The organism is Aeromonas sp. INTO2 (genome assembly GCF_049860605.1).
Lineage (GTDB): Bacteria > Pseudomonadota > Gammaproteobacteria > Enterobacterales > Aeromonadaceae > Aeromonas > Aeromonas caviae.
Map to the genome: position 1 here is coordinate 296,828 of NZ_CP187588.1, position 13,173 is coordinate 310,000.

Annotated in this window: 12 protein-coding genes; 6 read left to right on the forward strand and 6 right to left on the reverse strand. The window is 65.0% G+C overall.

Translation table 11 applies throughout. The features are described 5' to 3' along the window. Positions 1–7: 7 nt before the first annotated feature. Positions 8–469, reverse strand: coding sequence for a hypothetical protein (locus tag ACPW74_RS01535; protein ID WP_104451814.1), 462 nt, complete (start codon positions 467–469; stop codon positions 8–10). A 150-nt stretch (positions 470–619) separates the two neighbouring features. Here ACPW74_RS01535 and ACPW74_RS01540 point away from each other — a divergent pair, with 150 nt between their 5' ends. Continuing rightward, on the forward strand, positions 620–1,528 hold the full coding sequence (locus tag ACPW74_RS01540; protein ID WP_043155343.1) for an SAM hydrolase/SAM-dependent halogenase family protein: 909 nt from the start codon (positions 620–622) through the stop codon (positions 1,526–1,528). A 198-nt stretch (positions 1,529–1,726) separates the two neighbouring features. Beyond that, entirely contained in the window at positions 1,727–3,622 is a 1,896-nt protein-coding gene (locus tag ACPW74_RS01545) for a PhoX family protein (RefSeq protein WP_223954862.1), read from the forward strand. Between the two features lie 222 nt (positions 3,623–3,844). Here ACPW74_RS01545 and ACPW74_RS01550 read toward each other — a convergent pair whose 3' ends face one another. Both ACPW74_RS01550 and ACPW74_RS01555 read right to left on the reverse strand, forming a co-directional pair. Continuing rightward, entirely contained in the window at positions 3,845–5,791 is a 1,947-nt protein-coding gene (locus ACPW74_RS01550) for a MacB family efflux pump subunit (protein ID WP_413228779.1), read from the reverse strand. Between the two features lie 2 nt (positions 5,792–5,793). After that, on the reverse strand, positions 5,794–6,951 hold the full coding sequence (locus tag ACPW74_RS01555) for an efflux RND transporter periplasmic adaptor subunit (RefSeq protein ID WP_223954864.1): 1,158 nt from the start codon (positions 6,949–6,951) through the stop codon (positions 5,794–5,796). Positions 6,952–7,099: 148 nt separating this feature from the next. Between ACPW74_RS01555 and ACPW74_RS01560 the strand changes: the two genes are divergently transcribed. After that, on the forward strand, positions 7,100–7,780 hold the full coding sequence (locus ACPW74_RS01560; RefSeq protein ID WP_010672948.1) for a response regulator transcription factor: 681 nt from the start codon (positions 7,100–7,102) through the stop codon (positions 7,778–7,780). Positions 7,781–7,794: 14 nt separating this feature from the next. Next, on the forward strand, positions 7,795–9,114 hold the full coding sequence (locus ACPW74_RS01565; RefSeq protein ID WP_223954865.1) for a HAMP domain-containing sensor histidine kinase: 1,320 nt from the start codon (positions 7,795–7,797) through the stop codon (positions 9,112–9,114). Between the two features lie 89 nt (positions 9,115–9,203). Here the strand turns inward: ACPW74_RS01565 and ACPW74_RS01570 are convergent, their stop codons facing one another. From ACPW74_RS01570 to ACPW74_RS01580, 3 genes are all read right to left on the reverse strand, one after another. Further along, the gene (locus ACPW74_RS01570) at positions 9,204–9,614 is read right to left on the reverse strand and encodes a DUF6515 family protein (protein WP_010672950.1); all 411 of its coding nucleotides are present in this window, start codon (positions 9,612–9,614) and stop codon (positions 9,204–9,206) included. Position 9,615: 1 nt separating this feature from the next. Next, complete coding sequence (locus ACPW74_RS01575; protein WP_103859030.1) at positions 9,616–9,909, reverse strand: hypothetical protein; 294 nt, start codon at positions 9,907–9,909, stop codon at positions 9,616–9,618. Between the two features lie 146 nt (positions 9,910–10,055). Beyond that, on the reverse strand, positions 10,056–10,616 hold the full coding sequence (locus ACPW74_RS01580; RefSeq protein ID WP_010672952.1) for a carbonate dehydratase: 561 nt from the start codon (positions 10,614–10,616) through the stop codon (positions 10,056–10,058). A gap of 221 nt (positions 10,617–10,837) precedes the next feature. On the opposite strand from ACPW74_RS01580, the gene ACPW74_RS01585 reads away from it, so the two are divergent. Both ACPW74_RS01585 and ACPW74_RS01590 read left to right on the forward strand, forming a co-directional pair. Beyond that, entirely contained in the window at positions 10,838–11,479 is a 642-nt protein-coding gene (locus tag ACPW74_RS01585; protein WP_223954866.1) for a ribonuclease T2 family protein, read from the forward strand. Positions 11,480–11,686: 207 nt separating this feature from the next. Beyond that, entirely contained in the window at positions 11,687–12,733 is a 1,047-nt protein-coding gene (locus ACPW74_RS01590) for an NAD(P)H-dependent flavin oxidoreductase (protein WP_223954867.1), read from the forward strand. The last annotated feature ends 440 nt before the right edge of the window (positions 12,734–13,173 follow it).

Below are 13,173 nucleotides of genomic sequence, written 5' to 3' on the forward strand. Positions count from 1 at the left end.
CAGGGCATCACCCATCGACCAGGACGACGCTCCCGGCATCCAGGTGGTGCATCCACTCCCGCAGGATCAGCAGGGCTGCTGCGATGCGCCTCTCCCTCGGCAACTGGGCCGAGGCCAGGGGATCCCCCTCCACCATGGCGGCAAGCTGGCCGAACAACCGCTCTATGTTTTCCCGGTTCTGCACCCGGTTGCCTAGCACCTCGGCCAGGGGCTCCGGGCTTTGCAGGTGCAGCACGGGGTGGGGCGGGATCCGTGCCGCGAGGGGCATCAGCACATCCTCCACCACCATGATGGCTTGCTCAAGCTCCAGGGGCGTCGGCGGATCCCGGCGAAAGGGTCCCGGGGTCAGGGCATCGAGCCCCAGTGTCAATGCAAATGTCTGGCTGGTGCCATCGGCCGCGGTGAGCGCGACCTGGCTTCGGGTATTGCCCAGGCTCAGCAAAATGGTGTCGTGATGCTCTCTGGTCATCTGGTGTGCTCCCGGCGTTGGATGCCCCATGGATACACCCGCACGGGGCGGATTGGCGAGTCATTTCGCCCCCCATTCGGGCATCAGGGGTTGCAAAGATCCCCATGAGTGGCAATCTGGACGTCCAAACGTCTTTAAAGGAGCCCTGACATGGATATTCGTATCGTCCCCCGCGCCCTCGTGCTCGCTCTCTCTCTGGTGGGGGCGAGTGCCCTTGCCAACGAGGCTCTGGTGTTCCAGACCGACTTCGGTCTCAAGGATGGCGCCGTCTCGGCCATGAAGGGGGTCGCCTTCGGGGTGGACCGCACCCTGCCGCTCCATGACCTGACCCACGAGATCCCGGCCTACAACATCTGGGAAGCCTCCTACCGCCTCTATCAGACCCTGCAATACTGGCCCGCGGGCACCGTCTTCGTCAGCGTGGTGGACCCCGGTGTCGGCACCGAACGCAAGTCGGTGGTACTGAAGACCAGGAGCGGCCACTACATCGTCAGCCCGGACAACGGCACCCTGACCCTGGTGGCGGAGCACTTGGGCATCGAGGCGGTGCGCCAGATAGACGAGAAAACCAACCGCCTCAAGGGCTCCGAGAAGTCCTACACCTTCCACGGCCGCGACGTCTACGCCTACACCGGCGCGCGCCTCGCCTCCGGTGCCATCAGCTTCGAGCAGGTGGGGCCTCTGCTGCCCGCCGAGGTGGTGACCATCCCCTATCAGCCGGCGGTGGCCGAGCAAGACGGTACCCTCAAGGGCACCATTCCGATCCTGGACGTGCAGTACGGCAACGTCTGGACCAATATCGACGACAGCCTGCTGACCAAGGCGGGTATCCACAAGGGGGACAACGCCTGCATCAGGATCAGCGAAGGGGATGCGCTGAAATACGAGGGCAAGGCCCCCTACGTCAGCAGCTTTGGCGATGTGCCGGAGGGCCAGCCCCTGGTCTACCTCAACAGCCTGTTGCAGGTGTCGGTGGCGCTGAACATGGACAGCTTCGCCGCCAAACATCAGGTGCAATCCGGCGCCAACTGGCATATCAGCCTGAAGAAGTGCGGCTAGAAGGGAGAGCTTCTGTCGGCGATGTGTCTTTCGGGGCGGTGGGACTGGTGTCCACCGCCCCTTGTCGTTGGCGGTGGCGTCTTGCCGGGCCAGCCGGTTATCTCATCATTTGTCATTCTCGTTTAATAAAGCGCTGCCATGCTGTGGCCGGACGCCGTGATGACGCAATGATTGCGCCGAGATAACAAGGAAAAGCCGATGAGCCGTTTTGACGAGAAAGACAGTGCCAACCACCCCCGCGAGCAGGAGCCGGCGTTCAACCGCCTCATCGAGGCGGATCTCAGCCGCCGTGGCTTCCTCAAAGGGGTGGGCGCCGCCAGCATGGTGGCCTTCTTTGCCGCGAGCCCCGTGGCCCAGGCCGTGGCCGCCGCAACCCAGCCGCTGCTTGGCTTCCAGGCCGTGCCCGCCTCGGTGGCCGACACCATAGTGGTGCCGCCCGGCTACAAGGCCGAGGTGCTGATCGCCTGGGGAGATGCCCTCTTCCCCGATGCCCCCGCCTTTGCCCAAAGCAACGATGCCAAGGCCCAGGCCCGCCAGTTTGGCGACAACAGCGACGGTATGAGCTTCTTCTCCCTGGGCCCGGATCGCGCCCTGCTCGCCGTCAACAACGAATACACCAACTACGAATACCTGTTTGCGGATGGCGGCAAGGCCCTCAGTGCCGGCGCCGTCGCCAAGGCCCAGGCGGCCCACGGGGTCTCCCTGGTGGAGCTGGTGCGCGTCGATGGCAAGTGGCAGGCCAACCCCAAGGGGGCCCTCAACCGCCGCATCACCGCCACGACCCCCATGACATTGAGCGGCCCGGCGGCGGGCCATGCCCTGCTCAAGACCCAGGCCGATCCCGAGGGGCGCACCGCCCTTGGCACCTTCAACAACTGCGCCAATGGCCAGACCCCCTGGGGGACCTACCTCACCTGCGAGGAGAACTTCAACGGCTACTTCGGCAGCGAGGGCAAGCCGGTGCTGGACCAGCGCGCCGCCCGCTACGGCCTGGCCGCCGAGGATGCAGGCTTTGGCTGGCACAAATTTGACGAGCGGTTCGATCTCGCGAAGCATCCCCAGGAGCCGCACCGCTTCGGCTGGGTGGTGGAAATCGATCCCCGCGATCCCGCCTCCACCCCGAAGAAGCGCACCGCCCTTGGCCGCTTCAAACATGAGAATGCGGCCTTCACCGTCAACAAGGATGGCCGCGCCGTGGTCTACCTGGGCGACGACGAGCGGGGCGAGCACATCTATCGCTTCGTCTCCAAGAACAGGGTGGCGCCGGGCAATGACCCCGCCAACCGGGATCTGCTGGACGAGGGCACCCTCTATGTGGCCCGCTTCGAGGCCAAGGAGGGGGAGCTCAGGGGCACAGGCCAGTGGCTGCCCCTGGTACACGGCCAGCACGGCCTGACCCGGGAGAATGGCTTCGCCGATCAGGGGGAGGTGCTCATCTTCGCCCGGGAGGCGGCGACCCGGCTTGGCGCCACCACCATGGACAGGCCCGAGTGGGTGGCCGTGCATCCCCACCGTGCCGAGGTCTACTGCACCCTGACCAACAACAAGAACCGCGGCATCAAGGAGAACCAGCCCCTGGATGGCGCCAACCCCAGGGCCGAGAACCCCTATGGCCAGATCATCCGCTGGCGCCCGATGGGGGACGATCACGGGAGCGACCGCTTCGAGTGGGATCTCTTCCTGCTGGCGGGCAACCCCGGCGTGCACAAGGAGGGGCTGATGGCGGGCAGTGCCAACATCCATCCGGACAACATGTTCAACAGCCCGGACGGCATCGGTTTCGACGAGGCGGGGCGGCTCTGGATCCAGACCGACGGCGACTACTCCAACGAGAAGCAGTTTGCCGGCATGGGCAACAACCAGATGCTGTGCGCCGATCCCGCGAGCGGCGAGGTGCGCCGCTTCCTGACCGGCCCCGTGGCCTGCGAAATAACGGGCCTCACCTTCACGCCTGACTGGCGCACCCTGTTCGTCGGGGTGCAGCACCCGGGTGAGGAGGGGGCGCCCTCCCATTTCCCGGACGGCGGCACCGCCATTCCCCGCTCCGCCGTGTTGCGGATCACCCGGGACGATGGCGGCATCATCGGCGCCTGATGGCCCGGATAACCGCCTGGCCCGTGATGACAAGAGCCGCCTTCGGGCGGCTTTTTTGTGGGTGTGGCGGGCGGGAGACAAAAAAAGACCGGGTACGGGACCCGGTCAAAGAACCCGCGCAGTCTGGGAAGAAGTGCGGGCGTTCAGGCTTGGTGGCGGGGCCGGGCATCGGCCCCCGATCCGGTGTCGGGGTGAGTGGCGTCACCCCGGCGTCAAGGCGGGCTATTCGCGCTCCAGTGCGTGGATGGGATCCAGCCTGGCGGCCTGGCGGGCCGGGGCGAAGCCGAAGATCACCCCGATCAGGCTGGCGCAGAGGCAGGCCACCCCCATGGCGGCAAGGGAGTAGCTCATCCGGACGCCGCTGCTGAAGTGGTCGAACAGTTGGCCCAGCACCAGGGAGAGGACGATGCCGAGCACGCCCCCCAGCAGGCAGATCAGCACGGCTTCAATGAGGAACTGCTGCTGGATGTCCCGGGTCCGGGCGCCGACCGCCATCCGCACCCCTATCTCCCGGGTGCGCTCGGTGACCGAGACCAGCATGATGTTCATCACCCCTATGCCCCCGACGATCAGGGAAATGAGGGCGATGAGGGCGATCAGCGTGGTCAGGGTGGCGCTGGTCTGGCTGATGGTCTGGCGGATGCTGTCGGTGTTGAGCAGGAAGAAGTCCTGGCTGCCGTGGCGCAGGGTGAGCAGGCGGCTGATGCCATCCTGGGCGGCGTCCAGGCTCACCTCGTCCCGCACCCGCACGCTGATGCTGCGCAGATGGCTCTGCCCCAGCAGGCGGCTCATGGCGGTGGTATGAGGGATCCAGACGTTGAGGGTCTCGTCGCTGCCAAAGCCGCTCTGGTTCTTGATGGCGACCCCGATCACCCGGCAGGGCAGATCCCCCAGCAGGATCACCTGGCCCAGGGGGGACTGGGTCGGGGCGAACAGCTTGTCCCGGGTGTGCTCGTCGATCACCACCTCCTGGGCCAGGCTCTCCTCGCTCTGGCGATCGAAGCCCATGCCCTGGGCCAGGCGATAGCCCCTGACCTGGAAGAACTGGGCGCCGACCCCGTTGATGGTGCCGGAGACGGCGGTGCTGCCAAGACGCAGGGTGGCGCTGGTGCTGAGGCTGGGGGTGACGCTGTGCACGTAGTCCAGCCCGGCGATGGCCTCGGCGTCCCCGATCCTCAGGGTCTGTATGGTGGCGGAGCGCATGTCCCCGAAGCCGCGGCCGGGGAACACCTCCAGAGTGCTGGTGCCCATGGCGTTGATGTTCTCCAGCACCCGCTCCCGGGAGCCCTGGCCGAGGGCCACCACGGTCACCACCGAGGCGATACCTATGATGATGCCGAGCATGGTGAGACAGGTGCGCAGACGCTGGGCGACCATGGCCCACAGCGCCATGCGCAGGGCATTGCCGAGCCCGGCCATCAGAGGGATCTTCCCCCTGGCGTGCGGCGCAGCGGCGGTCTGGAGAGTCGGGAGGGCCTGTGGCTGGCGGGTGCGGCGATCGGCGATGACCCGGCCATCTTTCAGCTCGATGATCCGCTCGGCGTGGCGGGCAATGTCCATGTCGTGGGTGACGATCACCAGGGTGTGGCCCTGGCGATGCAGGGCCTGGAGGCTCGCCATCACCTCGGCGCCGCTCTGGCTGTCGAGGGCCCCGGTCGGTTCGTCGGCCAGGATCACCTCGCCGCCGTTGATGAGGGCGCGGGCGATGCTGACCCGCTGCTGCTGGCCGCCGGAGAGCTGGCTCGGCTTGTGGCTGAGCCGGCTGGCGAGGCCGAAGCGGGTCAGCAGGGCCACGGCCCGCTGGCGTCGCTCGGCCGGATCCAGACCGGCGTAGAGGGCGGGCACCTCCACATTGGTGCGGGCATCGAGATCCGCCAGCAGGTGATAACGCTGGAAGATGAAGCCGAAGTGCTCCCGGCGCAGGGCGGCGAGCTCGTCCCGGCTGAGGGTGGCGGTGTCGCGCCCGGCCACCAGATAGGCCCCCTCGCTCGGCTGATCCAGGCAGCCCAACAGGTTCATCAGGGTGGATTTGCCGGAGCCCGAAGCGCCGACGATGGCCACCATCTCTCCACGGGCGATCGCCAGATCGATGCCGTCGAGCACGGTGACGGTGCGCTCACCCTCTCCGAAGTGGCGGCGGATGCCCCGCAGTTGCAACAAGGCGCCCATGGTCACATTCCCATGGGGGGCGGCATGCCCCCGGCGGCGTCGCTCTGGCCTGCGCTCACTTCGCTGACGATCACCCGTTCACCGGCGCTCAGGCCCGACAGGATCTGGGCATCCACCTTGTTGTTCAGGCCGACCTTGACCCGGCGCAGGCTGACCTTGCCCCCGTCGTCGACCACCCGGACCTGGTCCCCCAGCAGGGCGATGGCCGGGATCACCAGCGCCTCTTTGAGCCGGGCGACCACCAGATAGACCTGGGCCGTCATGCTGATCCTGAGCTGACCGTCCTGATTGGGCACCTCGAACAGGCCGTGATAATAGATGGCGCTGCTGTCGCTGCTGCTGGTGGTGTCGTCGTCATTGATGGTGTCGGGGGCGGGCTCGATGGCCCGCAGAGATCCCTCGAAGCGGCGCTGGCTGTTGCCAAGAATGGTGAAATAGACCGGCATGCCGACCCGGACGTTGATGACGTCGGCCTCGGAGATCCTGGCCTCCACCGTCATGGTGTCGAGCTGGGCAATCTTGAGCAGGGTAGGGGTGCTCTGGCTGGCGTTGAGGGTCTGCCCCTCCTCCACCGGCATGGCCACCACGGTACCGGAGAGGGGGGCCAGGATCCGGGTATACCCCAGGTTGACCCGGGCTGTGTCCACCGCGATCTCGGCCTGCACCCGCTGGGCGTTGAGGGCCCGGATATCGGCCAGGGTCTCGTCCAGGGTCGCCTTGGCGCTGTCATGGTCGGCCGTGCTGCCAAGACCTCTTGCGACGATCTGCCGCTGGCGCTGGTACGCCAGGCGAGCATTGCGAAGGGTGGCCTCTTTGGAATCCAGCTGGGCCTGGAGGTTGTCGCGCTGGGCCAGGGCATCCTTGAGGGCGTTCTGCTGGGGCAGATCGTCTATCTCGACCAGCAGCTCCCCCTGTTTGACCTCCTGCCCCAGAGTCACGTGCAGTTTCTTGATCTGGCCCGACACCTGGGCGCCCACGCTCACCTGCTTGCGCGCCTTCAGGGTGCCGTCCGCCATGATGAGCTGCTCCAGATCCCGGGTCTTTGCGCTGGCGGTGATGTAGTCGCTGGCGGGTGCCTTGGCTTGGGGGCGCCAGGCCAGCAACAGGGCGAGGGCGCACAGGGGCAGCAGCCAGAAGAGACGAGGGGAGAACGTGGGCATGACAACCTGTATCCTGAATGACGGTAACGGCGGCACTCTACCCCAGAGCCGGGTTAAGGCTCTTTGCGCCAAGCGTAAGGGTTTCGTAAAAATGGCTGCCAAGTGCGTGGCAAGCGGCGAAAATGGCCGCCGACAAGGGAGACCGCATATGAAGATCCTGCTGGTGGATGACGATGCCGAACTGGGCGCCATGTTGAGTGAATACCTGGGGGGAGAGGGGTTTGATACCACCCAGGTGCTGACCGGAGGGGAAGGTGTGCACCATGCCCTCTCCGGCCGTTACAGCGCCCTGCTGCTGGATGTGATGCTGCCCGACTTGAGCGGCACCGAGGTGCTGCGCCAGGTGCGCCAGCGCAGCCGCCTGCCGATCATCATGCTGACCGCCAAGGGGGACAACGTGGATCGAGTGGTGGGACTGGAGATGGGGGCCGATGACTATGTGCCCAAACCCTGCTACCCCAGGGAGCTGGTGGCCCGGCTGCGGGCCGTTCTGCGGCGGGTCAACGAGGGGGGGAGCGCAACCCCCTCGCCGGATGCCCTCATCCTCGGGGATCTGACGGTCACCCCGGCCAACCGGGTCTGTCTCTGGCAGGGGGAGCCGCTGGAGCTGACCGCCACCGAGTTCAACATGCTGGTGTTGCTGGTGCGAGCACCGGAGCAGGTGGTCACCAAGGACACCCTCTCCCTGCAAGGGGTAGGGCGCCCGAGGGAGGCCTATGATCGCAGCGTCGATGTGCACATCTGCAACCTGAGGCAGAAACTGCAGCAAAAAGCGGGGGAGGCCGTCACCATAGAGACGGTGCGCAGCATAGGGTACAAGATACGGTGATCCTCAAGGGACGTTTGTTCTGGAAGATTCTGCTGGGGTTCTGGCTGGCCATCGTGCTGGTCAGCCAACTGCTCTGGCTCGGTTTTCGTGCCGAGCGTGACCCCCCGGAAGAGCACCTGGCCCAGCAGTTGGCGAACCAGCATCTGGAGATGGCGGCAGCCGTGCTGGCAAAGGGGGGAGTCGAGGCTGCGACGGCATTGAGCCAGGCCATGTCGCCGCCGTTGCTGCAGATAACACTCCTCGATGTCTCCGATGCGCCTCCCCGGCCAGCGCCCCGGGCATCCAGGTTGACAGCCTCCGGGGAACCTGGCCCGGGCATCGTGCTGACACGCACCGTGATTGCCAGCGACGGGCAGACCTATCTGCTGCAGACCAGAGTGGACCCGCGCGTCCTCCCCGGCGGGCCGGCTCCCGGCCCCCTCTCCTGGCTCAACATTCCCCCGCCCATGCTCTGGATTGGCGGCCTGGGGGGACTCTTGTTCAGCATTCTGTTCGCCTGGCACCTGACCCGGCCCATGAACGCCCTGCGGCGCAGCTTCGATCGGGTAGCCAGGGGGGATTTGGGGGTCAGACTCTGGCCCGCTCTGCGCTGGCGCCGGGACGAGCTGACGGAGGTGGCGAAGGAGTTCGATCTCATGGTGGAGCGGTTGCAGCAACTGGTCGAGGGGCGCGAGCAACTGCTTCACGACGTCTCCCACGAGCTGCGATCCCCCCTGGCCCGCATCCAGATGGCCATCGGCCTGGCGGAGCAGCGCCCGGAGAAGGCGAGCGACGCCCTGGCGCGGATCCGGCTCGAGACGGAGCGGATGGACAGGATGATAGGGGAGCTGCTGACCCTCTCCCGTGCCGAGCAGGGCCACGGGCTTGAGCAGAGCCACTACGACCTGCTGGCGCTGGTGGAGACCGTCGTCCAGGATGCCAGGTTCGAAGCCCAGCAATCCGGGGTCGAGATAGGGCTCGAGGCGGCGCTGGAGGAGGGTTGTCTCCTGCTGGGGCATGCCGAGCTGGTGCGCCGCGCCGTGGAGAACGTGGTGCGCAACGCCCTGCGTTTCTCGCAGTCGGGCCAGATGGTGAATGTTCGCTTGCTGCGCCTGGGCCAGGAGGTGCAGCTCTCCATCGCCGATCGGGGGCCCGGGGTGGAGGAGGGGAAGCTGGCGGGGATCTTCGACCCCTTCGTGCGCATCGGCTCACCCCGCATGGGCAAGGGCTACGGGCTCGGGCTCGCCATCGCCCGCAAGGCGGTGAGCCTGCAGGGCGGTACCATCCAGGCGCGCAATCGCACACAGGGGGGGCTGAGAGTGACCATGACGCTGCCCCTGCATGAGCCGTCCTGAGGTACGCGGCTCAGACCTGAGTGGGGTAAAACCCCGGAAATGAAAGAGGGGGCCAAGGCCCCCTGCTCGTATCTGTTCCTCCGTGCGATTCAGCGCAGCGCCGCTGGCGGCGGCACCTCGGTGTAGCGCCCGTCTATTTCTCGCAGGTAGTAGTGACCCTCCCTGACGTAATAGCGGCGACCATCCAGATCCAGGGGGATGAGCCCTGTCTCTGCCACCACCAGGACCTGAGGAGGTGGGGAGACCACCACATAGTGGTTCTCCTGCCGGCGGTAGAAGATGCCGTCGAGCACATAGTAGGTGAGCCCGGCCAGCAGCAAGGTTTCCACCCCTCCCGGCAGCCGGTCGACGCGGTGGCCGAAGCCGGGACCAGCCCCATGGCCGTACTGCGGGGCAGGGCTCTCCCATCCGCCCGGTCTGCCCATGTTCCCCGGACCCGCCATGGCGGGCAGGGCGATGGCCATGGCAAGCAGCCAGAGTGAAGGGCGGTGCAGACTCATCTCACTGCCCCTTGAGCGGTGCACCGGCGGGCTGGGGTTTGAGTGGCTGGGGCGGCAGTTCGCGCACGCTGACCGTGACCTCGTAGCGGGTATCCGGCTTGGCGGCATCAATGTTTTTGGACAGCGCCTGGACCAGGGCCTGGGGATCCGCCCCCTGCTTGCTGGCGTGATAGAGCACGGAGGGGGGCGGTGTCATGGGGCCTCCCTGGCGGGCGCCTATCGGGGGAGGCATCTCGCCGGCATGAAGGAGCGTGGTGCCCAGCAGCAGGGCAAGGGCGACAGGATAGCGTGACATGATGATGACTCCATTGATGGGAACGCCCCCATCAAACGCGACGCGTGCACTCGGCTCAACCACCTTTACACCCTCTTTTCGCCCTCTTTACAGTTGTGACAACGGGCGCCGTGGCGCCCGTCGTGTCTCGTGAACCGCTCGCCGGATCAAAACTCGTTGGAGAGCGCCTTGTAACCCCTGACCAGGTCGATATTGGTGTGAGCCACATCCTCGGAGAACTCGGTGGCGTCCACGGTGACGCGCGGGATCTGCGCCAGATCGCTCTGCTGGTTGATGCGGGTGGTGGAGGGGACATAGAAGCCGGGGGGAATATCGCAGCCATCGACCACGGAGTTGTGGCGCACCACGGACCCTTCGCCGATGTGGCAGTTGAACAACACGCTGTTGAAGCCGATGAAGACCCGGTTACCCACTTCGCAGGGGCCGTGGACGATGCTGCGGTGGGCGATGGAGCTGAACTCGCCGATGGTGACGGCAGCGCCGGATTTGGAGTGGATGACGACGCCATCCTGAATGTTGGAGTTGGCGCCGATGACGATGGGTTCCATGTCACCACTCTCGTCCACTTCGTCTGCGCGGATCACGGCATAGGGGCCGACAAACACGTTCTCCTTGATGATCACCTTGCCACAGATGATGGCGGTCTTGTCGATATAGGCGGATTCGTCGATAACGGGCAGGTGACCTGAGGGATTCTTGCGGATCATGTTACGTCCTGTTGCTGATGAAATCGGGGAAACGTGGCGCGTCATGAAGGCCCGCCGGAGAGCCAGCTTACGCCTCTGATCCGGCAGGGGAAACCTTTTACTGGTCTGACCCACAGTGAGTAAGGCCATTTTGAGCGATTGTTCTTTGACTCCCTGTTATGGGAGCATGAGGGCGCAAAATGGGGCGCCACCGGGTGCAAAGAGATGAGGGGGAACGAGAGATGAAGCAGGTCATGGTATGGCTGGTGGGGTCGCTGTTGTGGATCTCCGCCGCCCAGGGCAAAGGCTATGCGGGGGAGTTTGACTATTACGCCATGGCACTCTCCTGGTCGCCCGAGCATTGCGCCATCAAGCCAGGGGATCGGGAGCAGTGCGCCCGCAAGCTGGGGTTCGTGCTGCATGGGCTCTGGCCCCAGTATCAGCGCGGCTACCCCGCCAGCTGCACCCGCGAGCGGCTGGATGCGGATATGGAGCAGCAGTTTGCCGGGCTCTACCCCAGTCGCTTCCTCTATCGCCATGAATGGGAGAAGCACGGCACCTGTTCAGGCCTCAGCCAGGCTGACTTCCATCAGCTGGCCAGCGACCTGCGCCAGAAGGTACGGATCCCGGCCGCCTATCAATCGCCGGAAGAGCCGCTGCGCAAAAACAGCTTCCAGCTCAAGGCCGATCTGGCGAGCGCCAACGAGTGGCTGGCCCCCGATAACATTACTGTGGCCTGCGCCGATGGGGGCCGTTTCCTGCGGGAGATCTACATCTGCATCAACAAGCAGGGGACGGATGCCGTTCCCTGCTCCGACGAGATGCAGAAGCGGGAGCGCCGCTCCTGTGGCCAGCCGGACTTCCTGCTGCGCAGCGTGCGCTGAGCTCGTTGTCTTCATCAGGTCCCTCGCGGGCCTGATGTGCAATGAACCTCAAGGAGCCTGATGGATGAAAGCGAAGACAGGATGTCTGGCCGGGAGCTGGACAGGCGATATGGCCAGACGACGTGTCAGCACGTCAGGTGCGCTATGCCGACTCAACCCGCCTCTGGCGCACAATCAGACTGACCATCAGAAACAGGAAACCGTCATATGACGCTCTTTGCCGAACTGGGGATGCGCTATCCCGTCATTCAGGCCCCCATGGCGGGCGTGCAGAACAGCGCCCTGGCGATGGCGGCGACCAGTGCGGGGGCACTGGGCTCCCTGCCTGCCGCCATGCTGAGTGGTGCCGAGCTGCGCCAGGAGCTGAGCCGCCTCGCCGCCAGCGGGCCGGGCCCATACAACATCAACTTCTTTTGCCATCGGCAGCACGAGCCGGAACCGGCTGCGGAGCAGCGCTGGCGCCAGGTACTGTCACCCTATTACACCGAGTTCGGGGTGGATGCCGCGGCGCCGTCGCGAGCCCCCTCTCGGGCCCCCTTCAATGACGAGCATGCGGCCCTGCTTGCAGAGTTCAGACCTGCCGTAGTCAGTTTCCACTTAGGCTTGCCCGAGCCCGAATTGCTTGCCCAGGTAAAAGCCACAGGCGCAAAAGTGTTTGCCAGCGCCACCACGGTGGCAGAAGCGCAGTGGCTTGCTGACCACGGAGCCGATGCCGTCATCGCCCAGGGGCTGGAGGCGGGTGGCCATCGCGGTCACTTCCTGAGTGAGGATCTCAGCTTGCAGCAGGGCACCTTTACCCTTCTGCCACAGGTAGTGGCGGCAGTAGCGATCCCGGTCATCGCCGCCGGGGGCATAGTCGACGGCAAGGGGATCAAGGCTGCTTTGGCACTGGGGGCCAGCGCAGTCCAGGTGGGAACGGCGTTCCTCTGCTGCCACGAGGCGACGACCTCGCCCCTGCACCGTGCGGCGCTGCAGGGGAGGCATGGCCAACACACCGCACTGACCAATCTGTTCAGCGGCCGTCCGGCGCGGGGGATGGTCAACCGCTTGATGCGGGAACTCGGCCCCCTTTCGGTGCTGCCGCCAGACTTCCCGTATGCCAGCGGCGCATTGGCTCCGTTGCGTGCCGCAGCCGAAAAGGCGGGTGACCGCGGTTTCTCGCCACTCTGGGCCGGGCAGAATATATCGGGTTGCCGCTCCATGGCGGCAGCCGAGCTGATCGCTGCCTGGGTTGCTGAGGCAGGACTGGTCTGAGCGTCACTTTGTGATTCTCTTCCTTTGTATATGGATTGATATGGTCAGCAACCCTTCGAACAGGAGACGGGCAGAGAGGAACGGGAGGTAATAGGGTGTATAATGAGCCCTTTTCGGGCTTGTCCTGTGGGTAAGTCTGTATAAAAACTGTGTTTTGATATGAATAACTAAGAATTGGCATTTTTTTGCAATTTTATTGCGATGAAGGCTTGCCAATGTGATCTATGTCTCTATAATGCGCCTCCATCGACAGGGCAAGCGGTAACGCAAACAAGCCTGTCGGTGCCTCGAAAAAGCCTCGTAAAATAAGGCTTGACTCGAGAAGGCGGTTGAGTAGAATGCCACTCCCGCAGCAGCCAAAAGCTGTGTCGCTCTTTAACAATTTGAATCAAGCAATCTGTGTGGGCACTCACAGCATCGAGCATCAAAAACAATTTTTG

Bases quoted from the DNA above. Each gene is read 5' to 3' on its own strand.
- ACPW74_RS01580 (WP_010672952.1), bottom strand. From the start codon at position 10,616: ATGATCCGCAAGAATCCCTCAGGTCACCTGCCCGTTATCGACGAATCC.
- ACPW74_RS01575 (WP_103859030.1), bottom strand. From the start codon at position 9,909: ATGTCACGCTATCCTGTCGCCCTTGCCCTGCTGCTGGGCACCACGCTC.
- ACPW74_RS01585 (WP_223954866.1), top strand. From the start codon at position 10,838: ATGAAGCAGGTCATGGTATGGCTGGTGGGGTCGCTGTTGTGGATCTCC.
- ACPW74_RS01560 (WP_010672948.1), top strand. From the start codon at position 7,100: ATGAAGATCCTGCTGGTGGATGACGATGCCGAACTGGGCGCCATGTTG.
- ACPW74_RS01570 (WP_010672950.1), bottom strand. From the start codon at position 9,614: ATGAGTCTGCACCGCCCTTCACTCTGGCTGCTTGCCATGGCCATCGCC.
- ACPW74_RS01550 (WP_413228779.1), bottom strand. From the start codon at position 5,791: ATGGGCGCCTTGTTGCAACTGCGGGGCATCCGCCGCCACTTCGGAGAG.
- ACPW74_RS01590 (WP_223954867.1), top strand. From the start codon at position 11,687: ATGACGCTCTTTGCCGAACTGGGGATGCGCTATCCCGTCATTCAGGCC.
- ACPW74_RS01535 (WP_104451814.1), bottom strand. From the start codon at position 469: ATGACCAGAGAGCATCACGACACCATTTTGCTGAGCCTGGGCAATACC.
- ACPW74_RS01555 (WP_223954864.1), bottom strand. From the start codon at position 6,951: ATGCCCACGTTCTCCCCTCGTCTCTTCTGGCTGCTGCCCCTGTGCGCC.
- ACPW74_RS01540 (WP_043155343.1), top strand. From the start codon at position 620: ATGGATATTCGTATCGTCCCCCGCGCCCTCGTGCTCGCTCTCTCTCTG.
- ACPW74_RS01545 (WP_223954862.1), top strand. From the start codon at position 1,727: ATGAGCCGTTTTGACGAGAAAGACAGTGCCAACCACCCCCGCGAGCAG.